Origin of the sequence: Kitasatospora sp. CB01950 (genome assembly GCF_001905465.1) — a bacterium.
Lineage (GTDB): Bacteria > Actinomycetota > Actinomycetes > Streptomycetales > Streptomycetaceae > Kitasatospora.
In genome coordinates this window covers 1-22259 of sequence record NZ_LISX01000026.1, presented here as the reverse complement: position 1 = coordinate 22259, position 22259 = coordinate 1, and the positions used below count along the sequence as shown (strand labels likewise).

The 22259-nt window shown below is 72.1% G+C and carries 13 protein-coding genes; 7 read left to right on the top strand and 6 right to left on the bottom strand.

The window, feature by feature from the left end:
• On the top strand, positions 1-1247 hold a 1247-nt coding region (locus AMK19_RS33840), incomplete at its 5' end, for an alpha/beta fold hydrolase (protein ID WP_158071987.1).
• Positions 1248-1386: 139 nt separating this feature from the next.
• Here AMK19_RS33840 and AMK19_RS33835 read toward each other — a convergent pair.
• The 5 genes from AMK19_RS33835 to AMK19_RS33815 form a co-directional block, all read right to left on the bottom strand.
• Entirely contained in the window at positions 1387-2151 is a 765-nt protein-coding gene (locus tag AMK19_RS33835) for a thioesterase II family protein (protein WP_073819414.1), read from the bottom strand.
• Positions 2152-2175: 24 nt separating this feature from the next.
• A complete protein-coding gene (locus tag AMK19_RS33830; RefSeq protein WP_073819411.1) occupies positions 2176-3969 on the bottom strand; it encodes a non-ribosomal peptide synthetase in 1794 nt (597 codons plus the stop codon).
• Between the two features lie 10 nt (positions 3970-3979).
• Positions 3980-4993 carry a TauD/TfdA family dioxygenase gene (locus tag AMK19_RS33825; protein ID WP_073819410.1) on the bottom strand — a complete coding sequence of 338 codons (1014 nt, stop codon included), beginning with the start codon at positions 4991-4993 and terminating at the stop codon, positions 3980-3982.
• A gap of 77 nt (positions 4994-5070) precedes the next feature.
• Positions 5071-6009, bottom strand: coding sequence for a TauD/TfdA family dioxygenase (locus AMK19_RS33820; RefSeq protein ID WP_073819408.1), 939 nt, complete (start codon positions 6007-6009; stop codon positions 5071-5073).
• 17 nt (positions 6010-6026) lie between these two features.
• Positions 6027-7961 carry an ABC transporter transmembrane domain-containing protein gene (locus AMK19_RS33815; protein ID WP_073819406.1) on the bottom strand — a complete coding sequence of 645 codons (1935 nt, stop codon included), beginning with the start codon at positions 7959-7961 and terminating at the stop codon, positions 6027-6029.
• A 552-nt stretch (positions 7962-8513) separates the two neighbouring features.
• Here AMK19_RS33815 and AMK19_RS33810 point away from each other — a divergent pair.
• The 3 genes from AMK19_RS33810 (at position 8514) to AMK19_RS38395 (ending at position 13600) form a co-directional block, all read left to right on the top strand.
• On the top strand, positions 8514-10097 hold the full coding sequence (locus AMK19_RS33810) for an MBL fold metallo-hydrolase (RefSeq protein WP_073819404.1): 1584 nt from the start codon (positions 8514-8516) through the stop codon (positions 10095-10097).
• Positions 10098-10169: 72 nt separating this feature from the next.
• Entirely contained in the window at positions 10170-11189 is a 1020-nt protein-coding gene (gene hppD / locus AMK19_RS33805) for a 4-hydroxyphenylpyruvate dioxygenase (RefSeq protein ID WP_073819402.1), read from the top strand.
• Positions 11186-13600 carry an aminotransferase class I/II-fold pyridoxal phosphate-dependent enzyme gene (locus AMK19_RS38395; protein ID WP_073819400.1) on the top strand — a complete coding sequence of 805 codons (2415 nt, stop codon included), beginning with the start codon at positions 11186-11188 and terminating at the stop codon, positions 13598-13600. Before hppD ends, AMK19_RS38395 begins: the two co-directional genes overlap by 4 nt.
• Before the next feature lie 76 nt (positions 13601-13676).
• On the opposite strand, the gene AMK19_RS33795 is transcribed toward AMK19_RS38395, so the two are convergent.
• A complete protein-coding gene (locus AMK19_RS33795) occupies positions 13677-14480 on the bottom strand; it encodes an alpha/beta fold hydrolase (protein WP_073819398.1) in 804 nt (267 codons plus the stop codon).
• Positions 14481-14938: 458 nt separating this feature from the next.
• On the opposite strand from AMK19_RS33795, the gene AMK19_RS33790 reads away from it, so the two are divergent.
• From AMK19_RS33790 to AMK19_RS33780, 3 genes are all read left to right on the top strand, one after another.
• Positions 14939-16228 (top strand): transcriptional regulator, encoded by a 1290-nt coding sequence (locus AMK19_RS33790; RefSeq protein WP_198953536.1) that lies wholly within the window; start codon positions 14939-14941, stop codon positions 16226-16228.
• Between the two features lie 182 nt (positions 16229-16410).
• On the top strand, positions 16411-17340 hold the full coding sequence (locus tag AMK19_RS33785; protein WP_073819395.1) for a transcriptional regulator: 930 nt from the start codon (positions 16411-16413) through the stop codon (positions 17338-17340).
• Between the two features lie 469 nt (positions 17341-17809).
• Positions 17810-22259: non-ribosomal peptide synthetase (locus tag AMK19_RS33780; protein ID WP_143200560.1), on the top strand; the 4450-nt coding region annotated here is incomplete at its 3' end.

The window sequence follows — 22259 nt, the reverse complement described above, 5'->3', positions numbered from 1 at the left end:
TGGCGCAGGCGGCGGTGGTCGTCCGTGAGGACGTGCCGGGCGACAAGCGCCTGGTCGCCTACCTGGTGCCGGCCGAGGGCCGGGCAGGAAGTGAACTCGCCGTCGAGATACGGGAGTTCACTCGCGATTGGCTGCCCGAGTACCTGGTGCCGGCGGCGGTGGTGGTGCTCGACGCGCTGCCGCTGACCGTCAACGGCAAGCTCGACCGCAAGGCCCTGCCGGCCCCGGACTTCGCGGCCGGTGCGAACGCCGACGGCGGACCGCTCAGCCACCTCGCCACCACCGCGCGCGAGGTCTTCGCCGAGGTGCTCGGCTTGCCCGCGGTGGGGATGGACGACGACTTCTTCGCCCTGGGCGGGCACTCGATGCTGGCCATGTCGCTGGTCGGGAAGCTGCGCGAGCGCGGCATCTCGGTCTCGGTGCGAGAAGTGATCGCCACCCCGACCGTGGCCGGCCTGCTGCGCAACCTCGGCCTGTCCTCGATCCAGGACTCACTGGGCACGCTGCTGCCGATCCGCACGGAGGGCGACGGACCGGCGTTCTTCTGCGTCCACCCCGGCAGCGGCCTGAGCTGGTGCTACCTGCCGCTGGCCGGGTACGTTCCGGAAGGGCACCCGATCTACGGCCTACAGGCCCGGGGCCTGGACAGCACCGCCGAACTCGCGCCCACGCTGCGCGAGATGGCGGCCGACTACGTCGAGCAGATTCGCACCGTCCAGGCCCACGGCCCGTACCAGCTGCTCGGCTGGTCCTCGGGCGCCCACGTGGCCCACGAGATGGCCGTGCAGCTGCAGGCCGCCGGGGAGGAGGTGTCGGCCCTGGTCGTCCTGGACTCCTACCCGTCCGGGCCGGAGGCGCCCCGGAACACGGCCGACGCACCTGGGGCGGAGTCGTTCGAGGACTGGAAGGCCCGGGCGATCGCCGAGAAGACTGAGGAGGCCCGGGAGCAGGTCGGCGGCGTCCTCGGGGCCGTCTCGGACGGGGAACTCGCGGCGTTCGCCCGGGTGTTCGTGAACAACGCGCTGCTCCGCAACCGGCACGAGTTCGGGCACTTCGACGGCGACCTGCTGGTGGTCGTCGCCGCCGAGGGCCGGGAGGAGGACCACCCCGGGCCGGAGAACTGGCAGCCCTACGTCTCCGGCACGATCGCCGCCCCCGTCCTCGCCCGCACCCACGGCGAGCTGGGGCAGCCCGGCCCGCTGGCCGAGGTCTGGGACGTGGTGGCCGACTGGCTGGCCGCCAGGTAGCCGCCGGCCCGCGCACCGGAGGCCGGTACCCGCACTGCGGGTACCGGCCTCCGGGCTTGTGTGCCACCGGACCACAGCGCCCCGAACGGCGGGGCCGTCGGGGCGCTGTGGTCCGGGCTTCGGGGTCGGCCGGGGCGGGTCAGCGGATGGTGGCCCCGGAGAGGGCGGGGATGCGGCTGGGCAGTGCGGCCCAGACCTCCGGCGTGTAGAAGTGGCCGCCGGGCAGGACGTCGTGCCGGAAGGTGCCGCGCGTGAGCTCGCGCCACTGCTCGCCGGCGTCGGCGTCGATCACGCTGTCGCTGTCGCCGGTCAGCACGTGCAGAGGAACGCCGACCCGGGTGCCGGGCACATAGTGGAAGGTGTCCCGGACCTTGATGTCGGCCCGCATCAGTTCGACGGCCAGCTCCTGCAGTTCCGGGTCGTCGAGGACGTGTGCGGGCATCATTCCGTGCCGGTTCATCCAGCCGAGCAGCTGCTCGTCACTGTCCTTCCGGGAGGGGAACATGTCCTGGATCGTCAGCCCGCGGCTCGGGGCGTTCGCGGACGAGACGACGAGCGCCTCCGGCGCCGGCCCGCCGCGCCGCTCGATGCGGGCGGCGACGTCGAACGCCATCCAGCCGCCCATGCTGTGTCCGAACAGCACATAGGGCCCGTCGGCGGTGGAGAGCACGGCCTCGGTGGTGTCGTCGGCGAGTTCGTCCCAGTTCTGGGCGAAGTCCTCCAGGAACCGGCCCTCGCGGCCGGGGTAGCAGACGGCCGCCAGGTCGACGTCCGGTGGTACGGCGTCCCCCCACTGGTGGTACTGCCCGGTCCCGCCGCCGCAGAAGCCGAGGCAGACGAGGGTGCGGGCGGGACGGCCGGTACGGCGGGAGCGGACCACGATGAGGTCCTGAGCGGTGGCCATGGGAGGGTCCTTACGGAGAGCGGGTCAGGGACGGTCGGTCGCCGCGGCGAGGGTGGCTTCGACGTACGCGGCCAGGTCGCGCAGCTTCGGGTGCTGGTACACCTCGCGGGTCCGGACGGTCACGCCGAGCTCCCGCTTGAGCCGTCCGATCACCCGCAGCGCGACCAGCGAGTGGCCGCCCAGGGCGAAGAAGTTGTCGTCGGCGCTGATCCGGTCGCGGCCGAGGACTTCCGACCACACCTGCGCGATCAGCTCCTCGAACACGCCGTGCGGCTCGACGACCGCACCGGGTGCGGGCGCGGCGTGCGGAGCGGGCAGCGCGGTCAGGTCGACCTTGCCGTTGACGGTCAGCGGGATGGTGTCGACGGCGACGAAGACCGCGGGGACCATGAACTCCGGCAGCGCGGCCCCGCAGTGCTCGCGCAGCTCGGCGTTGCTCGGCGCGATGTCCCCGTCCTGGTGGTAGGCCACCAGCCGGTCGCCCAGCGCCGGGTCCCGATGGACCGTCAGGACCGCTGCGGTGACCGCCGGATGGGCGGCCAGCACCGCCTCGACCTCGCCGAGTTCGATCCGATAGCCGTGGATCTTCGCCTGCCGGTCCACCCGGCCGACGAAGTCCAGCGAGCCGTTGTCGCGCCGGCGGGCCAGGTCCCCGGTCCGGTACAGCCGGCTCCCGTCGGCGGCGAACGGGTCGGCGACGAAGCGCTGAGCCGTCAGGCCGGGCCGGTTCACGTAGCCGCGGGCCACGCCGGGGCCGGCCAGGTACAGTTCGCCGACCTCGCCGGGCCCGACCACCGGGGTCAGGTCGTCGCGGAGCAGATGGGCCCGGGTGCCGGGCAGGGGTTCCCCGATGTGCGGGTCGTCGCCGGCGATCCAGGCCGCGACGGAGTCCACCGCGCACTCGGTCACGCCGTAGACGTTGACCGCGTCGAGCACCCCGTCGGCCCGGGCCCCGTCGATCTCCTGCCAGGTCCGCCGGGGGATCGGCTCACCGCCCATGAGGAGCCGCGGCGTCGGACGGCCCGGGGCCGGCTCCAGCGCCCAGCCGCGGACCAGGTCCCAGTGCGACGGGGTGAGGTCGAGGTCCTGGACGCGGTGGGATGCCAGGGCGTCCAGGAAGCGGCCGGGATCCCTGCGCTGCTCCTCGTCGAGGACGGCGACGGTGTCGCCGCGGCAGACCCGGATCCACTGCTGGACCGACGCGTCGAAGGACACGCTCGCGTTCCAGCCGACGACGCGCGGCCGCTCGGCCCAGACGCCCGCGGCCTCCAGGGCGGCCGCCAGGGCGGCGACCGCGCCGCGGCCGACCTGGACCCCCTTGGGGCGGCCGGTGGAACCGGAGGTGTAGATCACGTACGCGGTGTCGAGCGGGTTCGCCGCACGGGCCGGTGCCGGACAGCGGCCGTTCACGTCGGACCGGTCGAGTACGGCCGCCGGGTTGAGTACGGCGAGGCCCGGCGTCCGCAGGGGGTGGTCGGGGTCGCCCAGCAGCAGCTGGATGCCGGCGTCGGCGGCCATGAACTCCAGCCGCTCCAGCGGGTACTGGGGGTCCAGCGGCAGGTACGCGGCGCCGGCCTGCCAGACGGCCAGCAGCGACACCACCAGCCGGGTGCCCCGGGCCAGGCCGACCCCGACCAGGTCGCCGGGGCCGATCCCGCGGGCGGTCAGCTCTGCGGCCAACCGGGCGCTGCGGCGGCCGAGTTCGGCGAAAGTGAGGACATCGTCGGTGCCCCGGACGGCGATCCGGTCCGGGGCGGTCCCGACGGCGTGCAGGAAGCGGTCCACCAGGTCGGTCGGCCGGGTCGGGGGAGTGGTCACGGCAGGCTCCTCACACCAGCGCGGTGGCGACGGGCGCCGCTTCGACGGTCGGTTGGCAGTCCGCGAGCGCCACCGGTGCGCCCATCGCGACGACGACCTTGCGCTCGCCGTGGAACGGGTCCCGGCCGTGCGCGGTGAGGACGTTGTCGACCAGCATCACGTCACCCGGCTCCCAGGACCGCCGGACCGTCGCGGCGTCGTACGCCGCCTGGATGGTCCGCAGTTCCGCGTCGGACAGTGGCGTCCCGTCGCCGAACCGGGTGCGGAACGGCAGTCCGTCGGGGCCGAACTCGTCGATCAGGGTTTCCCGCAGTTCCTCGTCGAGTGCCCACTCGTTCCAGAACAGCAGGTGGTTGAACCAGACTTCGGCGCCGGTGGACGGATGGCGGACGATGCCCGGGCGGACCTGGCCGGTGCGCAGCAGGCCGTCCGGCTGCCAGGCGTGGCCGATGAGGTTCTCCCGGCAGTAGCGCTCCACCTCCGCGGGGTCCTCGGTGGCGAAGGCGGTCTGCCAGTCGGTGGAGATGAGCGGGGAGTAGGTGCGCGACAGCTGCCATCCGACGGCGCGCATCCGGGCGACCAGGTCCGCGGGTAGCGCCCGGAGCACCCTGCGGCAGTCCGCGACGGGTGTCGCGCCTCCTTCGGCGGGGGCGGTCAGACAGCCGAACAGCAGCAGGCCGGGGAAGGTCAGCGTGTAGCTGTTCTCGTTGTGCATCCGGATCGGCTGGGCTGGCGGCAGGTCGGTGGAGGAGAACACGTCGTCGCCAAGCCGGCTGCGGGGGGTGGCCTTCTCGCGGTAGGGCGTCCGTTCGGGGACGAGGACGTCGCGGACCGTCGCGAAGTCCGCGACGCTCGCCACCGGCAGGCCCCGGAGGTAGATCGCGCCGTGTTCCCGCAGTGCCGCCAGCAGCTGCGGGAGGTTCTCCGTCAGCCAGTCGCGCGCCTCGGACACGGTGGTGAGACCGGTGATCCGGGTCGTCACCGGCTCGCCGTCGAGCGCTGTCCAGTCGACCGTGGGTGACACCTGATCAGATCCTCTCCTTCGGGTCGGTCCGGTGGTGGATCCGACGATGGCCGAGTGGCATGCCGTACCGGCAGGGCTCAGGTGGACATGGCGACCAGAACCCGGCGGCTGCCGGCGAACGCCCTGCGCCCGTGGGCGAGGGCGATGTTGTCGATGAGCAGTACGTCGCCCCGCTGCCAGTCGACGTCCCGGGCCAGCGAAAGGCCGCGCTCCCGGATCTCGACCACGTACTCGTCGGGGATCGGGGACCCGTCGGCAAAGGTCACCGATTGCGGCAGCTCGTCCGCCGGGACGATCGCGGCGAGTTCCCGCATGGTGTCCTCGCCCAGGGTGGCGGGGTGCCACTGGTCGGCCTGGTTGAACCAGAGTTCCTCGCCGGTGGCGGGGTGGCGAATCGTCGACGGCCGCAGGTGGCGGGTCCGCAGCGCGTTGCCCGCGGTCCACTCCCACTCGGTCCCGGTGCCAGTCAGCAGTCTCTCGACCTCGGCCCGGTCGTCCGTCTCGAAGGTCGCCTGCCAGCTCTTGCCGAAGCCCCGGCCGCCGTGCAGGTACTGCCGGTAGCAGACGCCGCCGTCGAACGCCTCCCGGATCCGCCCGTCGAGCGCCGCCAGCCAGGCGCCGTTGGGTAGTAGGGGAGTGGCACCGCCCCCGGCGGCCGGCCGCACGCAGTGGAAGAGCAGCCGGGACGGCCAGGCGTGCGAGTAGGAGAGCTCGCTGTGCATCGAGATCGCGTACTCCGGCGGGTACTCGGTCGAGGTGTAGACGTTCTCGCCGACCTTGGTCCGGGGGGTGTTGCCGTGGACGTACGCCAGCCGCTCGGGCAGTAGCAGCGGCATCACCCGGGCGAGGGACTCCTCGCCGATCTCGAATCCCCGCAGCAGCACCGCCCGGTGATCGGCCAGCAGCGCGGCCGGGTCGAGCGATCCGAGGTGGGCGGCCAGGCCCTCGACGTCGGCCGGCACGCCGGCGCTCCCGGGTGTGACTTCCAGCGGCTTCCAGCTCGGCCGCTCGGTCATGGGACTTCTCCGCTCCCTCAGTGGAGTTCGCTGCTGAGGTCCGACGGGGTGTCGGCCTGCTGGGCGAACTGGGTGTGGTAGAGGTCGGCGTAGAGGCCGCCGAGGGCGAGCAGTTCGTCGTGGGTGCCGCTCTCGCAGACCCGGCCGGCCTCGATGACCAGGATCTGGTCGGCCTCGCGGATGGTGGACAGCCGGTGCGCGATCACCAGCGCGGTGCGGCCGGCCAGGGCGGTGCGCAGGGCGCGCTGGACGGCGGCCTCCGACTCCGAGTCCAGGTGGGCGGTGGCCTCGTCGAGGACCACGATCGGAGGGGCCTTGAGCAGCAGCCGGGCCAGCGAGATCCGCTGCTTCTCGCCGCCGGAGAGGCGGTAGCCGCGATCGCCGACCACGGTGTCCAGGCCGTTGGGCAGCGCGCTGACGGTGTCCCAGATCAGCGCCGCCCGGCAGGCCTCGATCAGTTCCTCCTCGCTCGCGCCGGGACGGGCGTAGTCGAGGTTGGCCCGCAGGGTGTCGTGGAACAGGTGGGCGTCCTGGGTGACCACGCCGACGGTGTCGCGCAGCGACTGGAGGGTCAGTTCCCGGACGTCCTGGCCGCCGATCCGCACGGTTCCGCCGTTCGGGTCGTACAGGCGCGGCACCAGCTGGGTGATCGTGGTCTTTCCGGCGCCCGAGGGGCCGACCAGGGCGGTCAGCTTCCCGGCCGGTACGCGGAAGCTCAGTTGCTCCAAGGTCCAGGAGTCGTCGGCGCGCTCGGGTCGGCGCAGGCCGAGGGCCTCCAGCGAGGCGAGCGACACCTCGTCGGCGCTCGGGTAGCGGAAGTCGACCCGGTCGAACTCGACGTCGGGCGCCGGCCCGGCATCGCCGGGGCGGGTGACGGGCAGCTCGCGCGCACCGGGCAGTTCGGCGATCAGCGGCTTCAGGTCGAGCAGCTCGAACACCCGGTCGAAGCTGACCAGTGCGGTCATCGCGGTGACCTGCATGGACGTCAGCTGGTTGACCGGGCCGTAGAGCCGCAGCAGCAGGGTCACCATGGCCACCAGCGACCCGAGTTCGAGCGTGCCGTGAATGGTGAGGACCCCGCCGAGGCCGTAGACCAGCGCGGTGGTGAAGGTGGTCAGCACCGTCACGATGACGGCGAGCAGCCGCCCGTAGACCACGCCGCCGATGGCCACGTCCCGGACCCGGCCGGCCCGGCGGGCGAACAGGTCCACCTCGTTGTCGGCCCGGCCGTAGAGCTTGGAGAGCAGGGCGCCCGAGACGTTGAACCGCTCGTTCATCATGGAGCTCATCTCGGCGTCCAACTGCATGGTCTCCCGGGTGATCCGTTGCAGCCGCCGCCCGATCAGACGCACCGGCAGCAGGAAGAACGGGATCATCAGCAGGGCGGCGACGGTGATCTGCCAGGACAGGTAGAACATCGAGGCGAGCACCAGGACCAGGGTCAGGACGGTGGAGACCGACTGCGAGAGCAGCGAGGTGACGGCCTGTCGGGCGCCGATCACGTCGGCGTTCAGCCGGCTGACCAGCGATCCGGTCTGAGCCCGGGTGAAGAAGGCCAGCGGCTGCTGCTGCACGTGCGCGAACACCTTGGTCCGCAGGTCGTAGACCAGCCCCTCGCCGATCCGCCCGGACGTCCAGGACTGCAGGTACTGCGCCCCCGCGCCGACCAGCGCCAGCGCGGCGACCAGCAGGCAGAGCCACACCACCGTCCCGGTGTGCCGGGGCACGATGCCGTCGTCGATGATCAGCTTGAGGATCAGCGGGCTGGCGGCGGTGGCGACGGCGTCGACCACCGTGGTCATCAGCAGCAGCGCCACCGGCCCCCGGTATGCCAGGACGTAGGGGACGATCCGGCGTGCGGTGCCAGGCTTCACCTGCTGGCGGGTGATGGAGTCGTCGTCGAAACGGAGCGCCCCGCCGGGCCCTATGACAGGTCCGCCCATCATCGCCATGGATTACGCCCTTTGCTCCGGTGACGGGACGTCACTTCCGATTGGAGTGCCCGGTGATCGCGCCGCGGCGCGACCGCCGGCGCGTGCCACTGCCGCGGGGCCGGTCCCGTCCGTGCGAGCCGCGGGACGGCGCAGCCGCGGTCCCACCATGGCACCGGCCCCGCGCGCCGATCAATATCCGCCGGGATTGGCCAGTCGGCCGTCCGGCGGGCGCCACCGCGGTCAAATCCCTTCACCGTCAGTGGAGTTACGGTGGAGCTCCGCGCCGGTCTGCGGCGCCGGCGGCGTGTTCAACAGGCGCGCGGCGGCAGTTGAACTCCGCCGGGCCGCGCAGCGCGGTCCGGTCTTGATCGGTGGCGCGAGCCGGGCCATGCTGCTGGTGCGGCGCCCCCGTCCGGTGAGGTGCGTTCCCTCACCGCTGCCCCATGCCGGGTTCCGCTGCCCTATTTCCCACTGCCGACTCCGTGGCCGTGCTCCGCGCCGGTCGAGTCGGTGCACGTGAATCGTCGATCCGGTTGATGGTGTCGTTTTTCCCTGGAAGGAGACGCGCAGATGGCAGATGAGCTGTTGTTCCTGCGGTCCAAGGTCATTATTGAGCCGCTGGTAGACCGGTTCGTGGCGCAGCCGCACACCATGGCTCCGGTACAGGCGGCGATGAACCTGGCGTTCCTGCACGTTCCGCTGCTCGAGTCCTACCTGCAGTCGCCACAGGTGCACGTCGCGGCGAGCAACAACCCCGAGCTGCGCGGCGGTTACTTCATCAACATCCCGCAGGAGCGCGCCGAGGAGGTGCGCGAACTGCTCGCCACGATCAAGCGCGACCGCGCGGACATGCTGCGCTTCGCCGAGGCGATCGCGACCGGCCAGGAACTGCTGCGCGCCAACGCCACCGGCTTCGACCTGACCCCGCTCTACCCGAAGCTTCCGGACGAGCTGGGCGGTCTGGTCGAGCTCGCCTACGACACCGACAACCAGGCGCAGCTGCGCTTCATGGAGCCGGTGCTCTACCGCAGCCCGTACTACCAGGAGGCGCGCCAGTCGGTGCAGCTCTCCTTCGAGACCGGCATCGAGCGCCCGTTCATCCTGAGCACCCCGCGCCTGCCCTCCGACGACGTGCTGGAACTGGACATCCCGTTCCGCCACCCCGGTCTGACGGAGCTCTTCAAGGCCCGCGTCAAACCGACCACCCTGGCCCACCTGCGCGAGGCGCTGGAACTGGACGACGAGCAGACGGCGTTCCTGCGCACCCTGCTGAGCGAGACCCCGAGCCTGAACGAGGACCGCCACATCGAGTCCGGCGGCCGGATCCGCTATTTCGGCCACGCCTGTCTGGTCCTCCAGACGCCGGAGGCCGCGATCGTCACCGACCCGTTCATCAGCGCGGACAGCGACGCCGGTGACCGCTACACCCTGGACGACCTGCCGGACTGGATCGACCTGGTGCTGATCACCCACGGCCACCAGGACCACATCGTGATGGAGACCCTGCTGCAGCTGCGCGGCCGGGTCGGGCGGATCGTCTGCCCGCGCTACTCCCGCGGCAACCTGGCGGACCCGTCGATCGCGCTGATGCTCCGGCACCAGGGCTTCGACGTGGTGGAGGTCGACGACTTCGACGAGGTCGAGTTCCCCGGCGGCAAGGTCACCGCCACGCCGTTCCTCGGCGAGCACTGCGACCTGGACATCCGCGCCAAGTCGACCTACTGGGCCGAGCTGGCCGGCAAGAAGATCTTCATCGGTGCCGACTCCTCCGGCATCGATCCCAAGCTCTACCGCTACATCAAGGGCGACCTGGGCACCGCCGACCTCGCCTTCCTCGGCATGGAGTGCGACGGCGCCCCGCTGACCTGGCTGTACCAGGCACTGCTGACCATCCCGGTCACCAAGAAGATGAGCAACTCCCGCAAGCTGTCCGGCTCCAACGCGGAGCAGGCCGCCGCCATCATGGTCGAGCTGGGCGCCAAGGAGGCGTACATCTACGCCATGGGCGAGGAGGACTGGCTCGGCCACGTGATGGCCACCACCTACACGCCGGACACGTACCAGATCAAGCAGATCGAGCAGTTCCTGGACTGGTGCAAGGAACGCGACATCCCGGCCGGCCACCTCTTCAAGCAGCAGGAGTGGCGCTGGTAGCAGGCCCGGTTCGACCGCGGCCCCAGGCGAGACCGACGAATTCCGCTCCCGGCTTCCGCAGGAGGAACTTCCATGGCCGTGCACGACATCGGCTACGTCGAGCTGTACACAAGGGACAAGGTATCGGCGGTCAACCACCTGGTCTCCGCCATGGGGTTCACCAGGGTGGCCGACTCGGTGGAGGCGGAGCGCAGCTCGGTGCTGCTCCAGCAGGGGCGGGTCCGCCTGGTGGTCACCTCCGGGCGAGGGGTGGTGCGGTTTCTGGAACAGCACGGTGACGGCATCGCCGACATCGCGCTGACCTGCGACGACGTGGCGCAGACCGCGGCGGCGGCAGCCGCCGCGGGCGCCACGGTGACCCACGGCCCCTCCGGCCGGCCGGTCGTCTCCGGGTTCGGGGACGTCACGCACACCCTGCTGCCGGGCGGAGCCGCGACGAACGCCCTGCCCGAGGACCGGACTTGGGTCCCGAACTCGGCCGCCGCCCCGGCGGCGGCCGGCCGGATCACCGACCTGGACCACGTCGCGGTCTGCCTGGAGGGCGGCGCGCTGGAGCGGTACGCCGACTTCTACCGCGACGCCTTCGGGCTGTCCCGCTACTCCTCGGAGTACGTCGCGGTCGGCGGCCAGGCGATGGACTCCATCGTGGTGCGCAGCGCATCGGGCGGCGTCATCCTCACCCTGGTGGCGCCGGACCCGGCGCTCGACCCCGGCCAGTTGGACGCGTTCCTGGACCGCAACGGCGGTGAGGGCGTGCAGCACCTGGCCTTCCTGACCGACCGGATCGTCCCCGCCGTGCACGAGCTCCGCGAGCGGGGCGTGACGTTCCTGGACACCCCCGACAGCTACTACGACGCGCTCGGGGAGCGGCTGCCCGGCCTCCAGACGGAGATCGAGGCGCTGCGCGACGCCCGGGTGCTCGCCGACCGCGACGAGTGGGGTGACCTGCTGCAGCTGTTCACCCGCTCGCCCTACCCGCGCAACACGCTTTTCTTCGAGCTCATCCAGCGCAACGGCTCACGCGGCTTCGGCAGCGCCAACATCCGCGCCCTGTACGAAGCGGTGGAGCGCGATCGGCTGATCGCCGGATGAGTGCGGGCCAACCGGCCCCGGCACCCCTGCTCACCCTGGCCGACTACCGGGCCGCGGCCGAAACCCGCCTGGAGCAGGGAAGTTGGGACTTCATCGCGGGCGGGGCCGGCCAGGAGCGCACGCTGGCGGCCAACCTGGCGGCCTTCGACCGGGTCCGGCTGCGCCCGCGGGTGCTGACCGGTGGTGGGCCGCCCGATCCCGGGGTGAAGCTGCTCGGCCGCGCGTGGTCGGCGCCGATCGGGGTGGCGCCCATGGCCTACCACACCCTGGTCGACCCGGAGGGCGAGGTGGCCACGGCGCGGGCCGCCGGGCGGGCCGGCGTCCCGCTGGTGGTGAGCACCTTCGCCGGCCGGACCTTCGAGTCGATCGCCGCGGCCGCCGCGGCGCCGCTCTGGCTCCAGGTCTACTGCTTCCGCGACCGGGAGGTCACCCGGCAGCTGGTGGAGCGGGCCGAGCGGGCCGGTTTCGAGGCGCTGGTGCTCACCGTCGACGCGCCCCGGCTCGGCCGACGACTGCGTGACCTGCGCAACGGCTTCCGACTGCCGGCCGGCCTGGAGCCGGCCAACCTTCCCGGCGGGGACTACGCCTCGCCGGGCGCGCACGCGCTCACCGAGTTCGACCTGGCGCTCGACTGGTCGGTCGTCGAGTGGCTGCGCGGGATCAGCCCGCTCCCGGTGCTGGTCAAGGGGATCCTCGGGGCGGCCGACGCGAGGCTGGCCTGCCGGGCGGGCGTCGACGGCATCGTGGTGTCCAACCACGGCGGCCGCCAACTCGACGGCGCCCCGGCCACCCTCGACGTGCTGCCCGAGGTGGTGGCGGCCGTCGCCGGCGCCTGCCCGGTGCTGATCGACGGCGGCGTCCGCCGCGGCAGCGACGTCCTGGCCGCCCTGGCGCTCGGTGCGGACGCCGTGCTGCTCGGCCGGCCGGTCCTGGACGGTCTCGCGGTGGCCGGCGAACAGGGCGCCGCCCACGTACTCGAACTGATCACCGAGGAGTTGGTCGAGGTCATGGCGCTCACCGGAACGCCGTCGACCGCCGGGGCGGGCCGCGGCCTGGTCGACGGCGGATCCCCCACGACAGAGCCGGGCCCGGCCCCGGCCGGGCTGCCGGACACGCTGCGCAAAGGCGATCTGCACGGCAGCGTCAGCGACCCGGTGCTGGACACCATGAACTTCCTCAACGAGGTCACCAGCCGCTACCCGCAGGCGGTCTCCTTCGCTCCCGGGCGCCCGTACGACGGCTTCTTCGACACCGAGCAGATCTTCACCCACCTGCGCCGCTACCTGGACCACCTGCAGGAGCAGGGCGCCTCGCCCGCCCAGGTGCGCTCCGCGCTCTTCCAGTACGGCCCGACCAGCGGTCAGATCCGCGAGCTGATCGCGGACTCGCTGCGCAAGGACGAGAACGTCGACGTCGCACCCGAGTCGGTCGTGGTCACGGTGGGCTGCCAGGAGGCGATGTTCCTGGCGGTGCGGGCGCTGATCGCCGGCCCCGAGGACGTCCTGCTGGTCTCCAGCCCCTGCTACGTGGGGATCACCGGCGCGGCCCGGCTGCTGGACGTCGCACCGGTCGCCGTGCCCGAACGCGAGTCCGGCTTCGACTGCGCCGACCTGGAGGCGGCCATCGAGGCCGAGCGGGCCCGGGGCCGCCGTCCCCGGGCGTTCTACGTGATCCCCGACCACTCCAACCCCTCGGGCACCACGATGCCGCTGAAGGCCCGGCTCGACCTGCTCGACCTGGCGCGGCGTCAGGACATCCTGATCCTGGAGGACAGCCCGTACCGGATGGTCAGCCCCGGGCAGCAGGTGCCGTCGCTGAAGTCGCTGGACCGCCACCGGCGGGTGGTGCAGCTGGGTTCGCTCTCCAAGACGCTCTTCCCCGGGGCCCGGGTCGGCTACGTGGTGGCCGACCAGCCGGTGGTGGACGCCGACGGCCGCACCGGCCTGCTGGCCGACGAACTCACCAAGATCAAGAGCATGGTCACGGTGAACACCTCGGCGGTCAGCCAGGCGGTGGTGGCCGGCATGCTGCTCGCGGTCGACGGCCGGACCTCGGAGCTGAACACCGCGACCGCCGCCTACTACGGCGACGCGATGCGGGTCACCCTGGAGGAACTCGCTCGGCAGTTCCCCAGGGCCGAGCGGGAGGCCCTCGGCGTGCGCTGGAACGAACCCAGCGGCGGCTTCTTCCTCAGCCTCACCGTGCCGTTCCGGGCCGACAACGCGGCCCTGATCCGCTCGGCCGAGGAGTTCGGCGTCATCTGGACGCCGATGTCCTACTTCTATCCGGACGGCGGCGGCGAGCACGCGATCCGACTATCCGTCAGTTACCTGACGCACCAGGAGATCGCCGACGGCGCCGAGCGATTGGCGTGCTTCGTCAGGTCCCAGGCCCAGGCGGCGCGCGGCTGACCTCGCCGGCGGCTGCCGCCCGCCGCCCTCCCGCCGACGGCACGTGCTTGAGCGCACGTGCCGTCGACGCGTGTGCTCAGTACTTGCGGAGGAACTCGACGATCGCCTCGTTGACCGCATCCGGCTGCTCCAGGTGGCCGAGGTGCCCGGCGGCCGGGATCTCGACGAAGTCGCAGTCGGGGATGGCGTCGGACACCTCCGCGACCAGGTGCGGCGGGCAGATCAGGTCGTCGCGGAACGCGATCACCCGGCAGGGCACGGTCACCCCGCGCAGCGCCCCGCGCCGGTCGCCGCCGCGCGAGGCCCAGGACTGGCCCTCGGCGGTGTTCCGGCCGTTGCCGGTCAGTTCGAGGATCTCCAGCCAGGAGTGGACCGTGTCGTCGTCGTTCAGCGAGGCGGGGGAGAGCATCTCCAGCACGGTGCGGACCGCCTCGTACTTGGGTGGCAGCCGGATGCCGCTCTCCCGCAGCAACTGGTCGCCCACGTCCATCGCCCGGCGCATCCGGTCGGACCGAGCCCGGGCCGCCAACAGGACCGCCGACCGCACCAGAGCGGGCTCGGTGATGGCGAGTTCCTGGGCGATCATCGCGCCCAGCGAGTATCCGACGATCCGGCACGGGCCGATCCCCAGCGCCTCGATCAGCCCCTTGGTGTCGGCCACCATGTCGGTCAGCGCGTACTTGCCGGGAGGTGCGTCCGAATCGCCGACGCCCCGGTTGTCGAAGACGATCGCCTGGTAGCCGGCCCGGACGACGGCCGGAGTCTGATGCATCGTCCAGACCCGTCCCGCGGCGCCCGAACCCATGATGAACAGGACGGGGTCGCCCGTGCCCGAGCGCTGGTAGGAGAGGCGGATCCCGTTGGTGCTCACCTGGGGCATGGCGTGGGGTCTCCTGATCGGAAGGGATCTGGGGGAGGCGGCCCGCCGGCACGGTCCGGCCGCGCCCGTCCACGATGGCACTGGACCGAGCCGGTGATCAAGACGAGTGGCCGCGCAGGTCGGTGGAGCGCGAGCGCCCGCCCCCCCTGGGCGGTGTACGAAGTTACTGATCCGTACTGCGTCGGTGCTGAAACGTAGTGTGATATGGGAGATTGCCTCCCTGGCCGCCCCCTCGCGCCGCGGCTCCCCGCATGCGGCAGTGACGATTCGCGATCAGTTCTCGACACTTCCGCCACAAAGAGTGACCATGTCATTGCGCGGCTGACGGAACGGTAGGGAGAGATGTGTCAGTCGGGGCCCCTGGGCGCCCTCGCGGGCGCATGACGGACCAGTGGCTCCGGCGCACCGGCATGCCTCCGTGAGCGGCGGAATCCCATTCGCATTCGGGGGGAGCACAAGTGAACCGGCTCGATGGTGTGCTGAGAGCGAACGCGTCCGACCCTGTCGCGGGGCAGACCCCGGGTACCGACGGGTTACCGGCCTGCGAGGTGGTGCTGTTACCGATCGCGGGCCTGCTGCCCGGAGAACCGGTGCGATCCGGAGGCCATGACGTCGAGCACGTCATGCGGCTGGCCGACCTCGACGATCACTTTCCCCCGATCCTCGTCGAGCGCCGCACGATGCGGGTGATCGACGGCACCCACCGCCTGCTGGCCGCGATCCTCCAGGGCCGGGAGACCATCGCCGCCACCTACTACGACGGCCCCGGCGGCGACGCCTTCCTGCGCGCCGTCGAGCGCAACGTGGCGCACGGCCTGCCGCTGTCTCCGGCGGACCGCCGGGCGGCGGTCGAACGGATCCTCACCACGCATCCGGCCCTGTCCGATCGGGCGATCGCCCGGATCGCCGGCCTCGGTGCCAAGGCGGTCGCCGCCATCCGCAAGCGTTCAACTGCGGCGGGAGCGCACTTGGACAGCCGGGTGGGCCGGGACGGCCGGGTGCGCCCGGTGGACGCGACGGCCGGGCGGCTCAGGGTCGCCGAACTGGTCGCGGAGAACCCGGAGATCTCGGTACGGGACCTGGCCCGCACCGCGAGCGTGTCGCCGGGCACGGCCAGCAAGGTCCGCCAGCGCCTGCGGGAGGGCATGGGCCCGCTCCCGTCCCCGCCGGCCGGGGTCGGACCCCGGCCCGCCGGCCAGAGGCCCGTCGCAGAAGGGGCCCATGGCCGACGGTTCCGCCTGGTCAGGTCGGACCCGGCGGAGCTGCTGGAGAAACTGGTCCGTGACCCCTCGCTGCGCCTCAAGGAGGAAGGGCGGCTGCTGCTGCGGCTGCTGCGCCAGAACTCCCTCTGGTCCCAGGAACGGAGCGAACTGACCGCCGCCGTGCCGCCCCACCACGGCGCCATGGTGGCCGGCCTGGCCCGGCAGTACGCGGCGGTCTGGCAGGAGTTCGCGCAGGAGCTGGACGACCGGATGCGCTCGCTCGACACGCGAGCCCCGGGGCAGCGGCCGGTCCGCCCCCCGATCCGGAAACCGGCTGCGCCCGGGAGTGCGGACGGGACCGGACCCCTCACCCCGCCATCCCTCGGAACGCGGTTCCGAGACCATCGAGCCGACCGGACTGACGCCGCGACAGATCTGTTAGTAAAGCAACCATTGGGGCAGGATGGCGGAGAGGTACATGACAGGGGGCTGCTTCGGATCGAGCGGAACGCCCGAGTGACACGACGGCGGCCTCCGCCAGTGTGACACCAGTTCTCGTTCCGACAGTTCGGTACCACGAGCGCGGTTGACCGCCGCACACGCGTCCCACTAAGAACCGCACGACTACGGGGGTGGTTGTTTTGAGACGAACCATGGCCGAAGCCAGTTCGTCGGTGATGGTTCCCGTCTCCCGGCTCTCGCCGGGGGAGTCGCCCAGAACCTCGGGCATGGACGACGAGCACCTGGCGCGACTGGCCGAACTGGACGCGCCACTGCCACCGATTCTCGTCGACCGGAACACCATGCGGGTGATCGACGGCACCCACCGCCTGCTGGCCGCGAGAGCCAAGGGCCAGTCGGTCATCGCGGTGGAGTTCTTCGACGGCAGCAGCGCGGACGCCTTCCTGCGGGCGGTGGAGGCGAACACCGCCCACGGTCTGCCGCTGTCCCTGGCGGACCGCCGCGCGGCAGCCGAACGGATCATGACCACGCACCCGCACCTGTCGGACCGGGGCATCGCCAGGTCCACCGGACTGGGCGCCAAAGCGGTGGCGGGCATCCGCCGCCGGCTCGCCGAGACCACCGGACAGCCGCAGATCCAGGCGCGGTTGGGACGCGACGGCAAACTGCGGTCGCTCAACAGCGCGGCCGGCCGGCGGCGGGCCGCGGAGCTGCTCGCGGAACGCCCGGAGGCCTCGCTGCGCGAGGTCGCCCGGCTGGCCGGCATCTCCCCGGCGACGGTCAGCGACGTCCGCCGCCGACTGGCGGCCGGTGAGCCGCCGACCCCCGAACCGGCACCCGCCGACCGGCCCGCACCGGACACCGGCGGCAACGGGCCCGACCTGGTCCAACGGCGGCTCCGCCCGCACGGCGCCCGCCGGATACGGCTCGTGCAGACGGACCCGAACGTCGTGCTGGTGAAGCTGGTCCGCGATCCCTCGCTGCGACACAAGGAGGAGGGGCGGCACCTGCTGCGCCTGCTCCAGTGGAACGCGCTGGACAGCCGCGAGTGGTCCGAGCTGATTGCCGCCGTACCGGCGCACTGCGGCGAACTGGTGATCGACCTGGCGCGGCAGTGCGCGGAAACCTGGCTGGAGTTCGCGCAGGAACTGGACGCGCGGGTGCACACCGCCGAGCAGGAGGCCGCCACCGGTTGAGTCGGCGCCGCCTGACCTGGCGGTGCTGATCCGGCGGCGCGCCGGTCCGCGGGGTCCCACACCCGCGGACCGGCGACGCTGTCGGCGGGCGGCGCCACCCGCACCCGGAGTACGACCAGCACCACCAGCAGGACCGGCGGCCCGCCCGGGGCCGGCCGACGAAGAACGCACCCCCACGCCCGGGCGGCCCTGTTCAACCGCCTCGGTCGCACAGTTGTACGGCACGCGGCGAATTGCCGAGGATGGACGATGTCCGTCCGGCCCGCCCCTGTAGTGCGGCCCGCCCACGGGCGGCTCGCGCGCGACACGGCCCGGGCCGCCGTCGGCGGCGCGGGGGTGCCGACTACTGAACCAGAGAACCAACCCCCTGGATGCCAGGCGTACACCGGCACGCCCGACCGGCGGCCGACGCCTGCCCCTCTTCCCTTGAGCGGTCCCGGCGAGTCGAAACGTTGAGGTGTGCGCAGGAATGGCTGCATTCGAAGGTGAACTCCGGGACCTGACGGCCGGTCAACTCGGCATCTGGCACGCCCAGCAGCTCGCACCGGAGAACCCGGGCTACAACATCGCCGAGTACCTGCAGATCGAGGGTGAGCTCGACACCGGCCTCTTCGTCGAGGCAGTGCGCCGGCTGATCGCCGAGGCCGAGACTGTGCGCCTGCGGCTGCGCACCGACGACGGCACTCCCCGGCAGTACCTCGACGACGTGCCCGAACACCCGGTCCGCTTCCTCGACTTCACCGCCGAGCCGGACCCGCGCGCCGCGGCCGAGAACTGGATGCGCGAGACGCTCGCCCGCCCGACCGACCTCACCGGGGACCGGCTCTGCACCTTCGCCCTGCTCACCCTCGGCCCGCGCCTGCACCTCTGGTACGCCGGCTACCACCACCTGGTCGTCGACGGCCTGTCGGCCGCTGCCTTGGTCGGCCGCGTCGCCCGGATCCACGATGCCCTGTTGGCCGGCCAGGACCCCGCCGACAGCGCGTTGGAACCGCTCTCCGTCCTGCTCGACGCCGACCGCGCCTACCGGCAGTCGGAGCAGCGCGAACTCGACCGCGGCCACTGGCAGCGCGAACTCGGCGACCTCCCCCAGGTCCTCGAAGCGGCCGCCGCCCGCACCCCGCACACCGCCCGCGGGCACCGGATGCCGGAGCGGCTCGACCGCCACACCGCCACCCTCACCGCAGACCGGCTCGCCGACCTCAAGGCCACCGCCCGGCGCCTGCGTACCAACCTCACCGGCCTACTGACCTGCGCCGCCGCCATCTACCGGCACCGCGTCACCGGACAGCGCGACATCGTCGTCGGCATCCCCGTCGCCGGACGCACCGGACGGCGCGAGCTCGCCGTCCCCGGCATGACCTCCAACAACCTGCCGCTGCGCCTGCGGATCGAACCGGACACCCGGCTCGCCGACCTGCTCCGACAGATCTCCGGCACCGTCCGCGAAGGCCTGCGCCACCAGCGCTACCGCTACGAGGACACCCTGCGCGACCTGAACCTGGTCGACGGCGAACCGCTGTGCGGGATCTACGTCAACGCAATGGCGTTCGCGTACCCGCAGAGCCTGGGTGACTGCCGCATCACCGCCGTCCACAACCTCTCCACCGGACCGATCGACCACACCCGCGTCGACCTCTACGACCGCGGCGGCGACTTCGGCGTCCAGCTCGATGTCGACGTCAACCCCGCCGTGCCCGACCAGCCCCCGGCGCAGCAGGTCGCCCGGCGGCTGCTCCGCGTCCTGGCCTGGCTGACGGACGCGGAACCCACCCAGCAGGTCGGCCGGGTCGATCTGCTCGACCACGACGAGCACCACCGGGTACTCGTGGAGTGGAACGACACCGCGCTGGACGTCCCCCCGGCCACGACCCTCGACCTGTTCGCGGCCCGGCTCGACGGCCGGCCCGCTGCACCGGCCGTCCTCGGCGACGGAATCCGGCTGACCTACGCCGAGCTGGACGAACGCGCCAACCGGCTCGCCCACCACCTGGCCGCCCGCGGCGTCGGACCCGAGACGGTCGTCGCCGTGTGCCAGAACCGCGGAGCCGACCTGGTGGTGTCCCTGCTCGCGGTCTGGAAGGCCGGTGCGGCGTACCTGCCGATCGACCCCGGGTACCCCGTCGAGCGGATCCGCCACCTGCTCACCGACAGCCGGGCGGTGGCCCTGCTCGGCGAGGAGGGCATCCTCGACGAGCTGCCCACCGGACGGCTGCTGACCGTCGCCGTCGACTCCGCGCCGGTGCGCGCGGCCCTCGCCGCCGCACCCACCACCGCGCCCGAGACCCGCCCCGAGCCCGACTCCCTCGCCTACGTCATCTACACCTCCGGCTCCACCGGTCTGCCCAAGGCCGTCATGCTGACCCACACGGGCGCCGTCAACCTGGCCGCCGCACAACGGGAACGCTGCGCCGTCGACCAGGACAGCCGGGTGCTGCAGTTCGCGTCGATCGGCTTCGACGCCGCCACCTGGGAACTGCTGATGGCGTTCTGCTCCGGGGCGGCCCTGGTGGTGGCCCCCGCCGCCGAACTTCTGCCCTCCACCGCGCTCACCGACCTGATCGCCCGCCACGGCGTCACCCACGCCACCCTGCCGCCCGCCGTCCTGGCCGTCCTGGACCCCGCCGAGCTGAGCGGGGTCTCCACCCTGGTGTCGGCCGGAGAGGCGCTCGGCGCCGACCTGGCGGCACGCTGGGCCGGCGGGCGCCGCCTGATCAACGCCTACGGCCCGACCGAGGCGACCGTCTGCGCCACCATGACTACCCCGCTGGGCATCGGCGACCAGCCGTACATCGGCAGCCCCAACCCCAACGTCCGGGTCTACGTGCTGGACGAGACCCTGGCCCCCGTGGCGCCGGGCATCCTCGGCGACCTGTACATCGCGGGCGCCGGCGTCGCCCGCGGCTACCTCGGGCGGGCAGGACTCTCCGCCCAGCGCTTCGTCGCCGACCCCTTCGCCGCCGACGGCACCCGCATGTATTACAGCGGCGACCGTGCCCGCTGGACCTCCGACGGGCAGCTCGACTTCGCCGGTCGCGCTGACGACCAGGTCAAGATCCGTGGCTTCCGGATAGAGCCCGGCGAGGTCGAGGCCGCACTGGCCGCTCACCCCCGGATCGGCCAGGCCGCCGTCCTGGTCCACGAGGAGGCCTCCGGCGACCGCCGACTCGTCGCCTACCTCGTCCCCGCCGCTGGCGAAGAGAACCAGGACAAGCCCGAACTGGCCTTCGCTGCCCGGGACTTCGCCGCCCTGCGACTGCCCGACCACATGGTTCCGTCGGCCGTGGTGGTACTGGACGCGCTTCCGCTGACCGTGAACGGCAAGATCGACCGCCGACAGCTGCCCGCACCCGAATACACCACCACCGGCCGCCGCACCCCCGCCACCGCGCAGGAGGAGATCCTCTGCGCGGCCTTCGCCGACGTCCTCGGCCTGGAGAGCGTCAGCGTCGACGACGACTTCTTCGAGCTCGGCGGCCACTCCCTGCTCGCCACCCGCCTCGCCGCCCGCGTCCGGACCCTGCTCGGCGTCGAGATCGAGATCGCCGCCGTCTTCGAGACGCCGACGGTGGCGGGTCTGGCGGCCCGGCTTGCCGAGGCGTCCCAGGACACGCGCATTGCTCTGACGGCCGGTCCGCGTCCGGAGCGGGTGCCGTTGTCGTTCGCGCAGCGCCGGCTGTGGTTCCTCGGCCAACTCGAAGGACCCAGTGCGACGTACAACAGCCCGATGGTGCTGCGTCTGACCGGTGATCTGGACCGGGAAGCGCTCGCCGCCGCACTGCGCGACGTCATCGAGCGTCATGAGGCGCTGCGGACGGTCTTCGAGGTGGCCGATGGCGAGCCCTACCAGCGGGTCGTGGGCGTGGAGGATTTGGCCTGGGAGCTGCCGGTCGAGCGGGTGTCGGCGGAGGAGCTGTCGGCGGCCGTCGAGCGGGCGGTGCTGTATGCGTTCGACCTGGCGTCGGAGATTCCGGTGCGGGGCCGCTTGCTGGAGCTCGGCGCGGATGAGTACGTCCTTGTTCTGACGGTGCATCACGTCGCTGCGGACGGTTGGTCGATGGGGCCGTTGGCGCGGGATGTGTCGGTGGCGTACGCGGCTCGGCTGGCGGGTCGGGTGCCGCAGTGGGCGGCGTTGCCGGTGCAGTATGCCGACTACGCGCTGTGGCAGCGTGAGCTGTTGGGTGCGGAGGGTGATTCGGCGAGTGTGATGTCCCGTCAGGTCGAGTACTGGCGTGGGGCGTTGGCGGGTTCGCCGGAGGAGTTGGAGCTTCCGTTCGATCGTGTGCGTCCGGCGGTGGCGAGTCATCGTGGTCATACGGCGGGGTTTGTGATGCCTGCCGAACTGCACGGTCGGTTGGTGGAGTTGGCGCGGTCGGAGGGTGTGACCGTGTTCATGGTGTTGCAGGCGGCGTTGGCTGTTCTGCTGTCGCGGCTGGGTGCGGGGACGGATGTTCCGATCGGTTCGGCTGTTGCGGGTCGGACGGATGAGGCGCTGGACGAGCTGGTGGGTTGTTTCGTGAACACGTTGGTGTTGCGGACCGATCTGTCGGGTGATCCGACGTTCTCGGAGTTGTTGGTGCGGGTGCGGGAGTCGGGTCTTGCGGCGTTCGCGCACCAGGACGTGCCGTTCGAGCGGCTGGTGGAGGAGTTGGCGCCTTCGCGTTCGCTGGCCCGGCACCCGCTGTTCCAGACCGTCCTCACCAAGCTGAACACCGCCGCAGGCATCACCGGGGACTCCTACGGCCGCGACGCCATCGAACCGTCCCTCGACCTGCCCGGACTCACCGCCGAACCGCTGCCGCTGGAGCGGCCGGTGGCCAAGTTCGATCTGGACGTGATGGTGGGTGAGTCGTTCGACGCGGCGGGTGCGCCGGCGGGTGTGCGTGGCACGGTGACGGTCGCGGCCGATCTGTTCGATC